Annotated in this window: 2 protein-coding genes; both read right to left on the bottom strand. The window is 39.4% G+C overall.

Going from position 1 to position 1,593, the window contains the following annotated elements:
• Positions 1-128: 128 nt before the first annotated feature.
• On the bottom strand, positions 129-620 hold the full coding sequence (locus tag OU792_RS18465; protein ID WP_274671048.1) for a hypothetical protein: 492 nt from the start codon (positions 618-620) through the stop codon (positions 129-131).
• Positions 608-1,593: hypothetical protein (locus OU792_RS18460; protein ID WP_274671047.1), on the bottom strand; the 986-nt coding region annotated here is incomplete at its 5' end. The genes OU792_RS18460 and OU792_RS18465, both read right to left, overlap by 13 nt.

Here is a 1,593-nt window from a genome sequence, read left to right as displayed (position 1 = left end):
TTTAGCTTAGTTGATCGATTAAATGATACGTCAATCTAAAACTTAAAATCTAATTTTCAAATGATTTGGCAAAAAAAAAGCGGCCAATGACCGCTGTTTTTACTTCTTTTTGAATTCAATAAATGATTTCAATCCTTCTTTTTTCTTCTAACCGAATCCACTTCTGGAAGGGGAAGCAAATTTAATGGTTCAGTGATCACATCATCCGTATCGGCAGTTACGTAGAGGATGACTTCATAGAGGGTAAATTCATAATCATGCAAAAATCGCTTTTCCGAGCAGTAATCTTCAGGTGCTAGAATAAAAACCCGCTCGTATTCCCTCGGTAAACTATACCAATCATTTATGCTAAATTGCGAGGTATACAGAGGTTCGGATTTCCTTATTTCAGAAAAGGTCAGGGATTTGGTCGATAGTCTATAGTCTTCATCTATCCATCCAAAGATAAATCCAACTAAACCAATTTTTTCTACTTCTCTTGAGTAAGAAAAATGGTTGTTAAACTTTCCGCGAGATACCTTATTCCACTTATCACAGTCATCAAGAATGATAAGGGTTGATCTCTCTTTGGACTTAACCAGGAAAGAAAGAATAAAGAAAACTAGAATTAACTTCCACATGGTTTCGTTAATTTTTTAGCATCAGAAATATCCCTCACATACTTCTCATAAGGCGACAATATCGGCGGATTGGTAGTGATTTTTTTCATGACACTGAAGGCTGTTGTTTCTTTCAAGCCTTGCCAACAGATATTCATATAAAAGTCCACTGGGATGCCTTTTGGATAGTCTCCCATGCTTTTCATGTAAGCTGTCAACTTAGCAAAATCCTCGGGAAACTGGTTTTTATGGATATCCATCAAAGCAGCACCCATTTTACCCAATAGTTGTTCTGCCATATAGGAATGATGCTGGTCATTATTTCCTTTATATAACTTCACATAGGTATCAAAATTTCTTCCAAAGTCATTGTCCCAAGCCGTTACCCCTTTTTTTCTTAAGGCCTCTTGTATCTCTGCATGGACTAATTCATGAAGAATTGTTTTGGCAATCAGCAAATCAGGACGGTTCAGTCCATCTTGCGAGGAATTAATTGTTATTTCATAATTTCCTTTACCATCAGGCTGCATCTGACCATTTGCTCCAGACAGCGGCCCGAGTTTCAAAGTAGTATTGGCGGGGTCTTGTTCGGTTTCTGTGAATTTTGCGATTTCTTTTACAAAGCTGTTGAGGGACATTTTATTGGTGATACAATTCATCCTTGGGTTTGCTTTGATGGAAAGTGTAATTTTTACTGTCAGATTAGGTTCCGGAACTTCCGGTGGATCATAACAGCTGCTGCAAGTACCTCCTAGGCCATCTGTGCCTCCGCCTCCACCATAGCTTCCTTCCGAATATCCTCCAGAACTACTTCTAGATCCACCCCGCTGCCATTCGCAGGTTTGTGCATGAGTGGTATCCAAATATTCTCCTGTTCTGCCGTCATACCAATCAGTAGCTACTACATAGCAATGAATCGCCTCGTCGCTCTTGTTTTCCGAGCTTACCGCAATCTTGCGGGCATTTTCCGGATTCTTTTGCATCTCCCTTGTAT

It is taken from the genome of Algoriphagus sp. NF, assembly GCF_028823735.1.
In the GTDB taxonomy this organism is placed as follows: Bacteria; Bacteroidota; Bacteroidia; order Cytophagales; family Cyclobacteriaceae; genus Algoriphagus; species Algoriphagus marincola.
The sequence above is the reverse complement of the archived record's forward strand: the minus strand, read 5'-3'. Positions and strand labels throughout refer to the sequence as shown.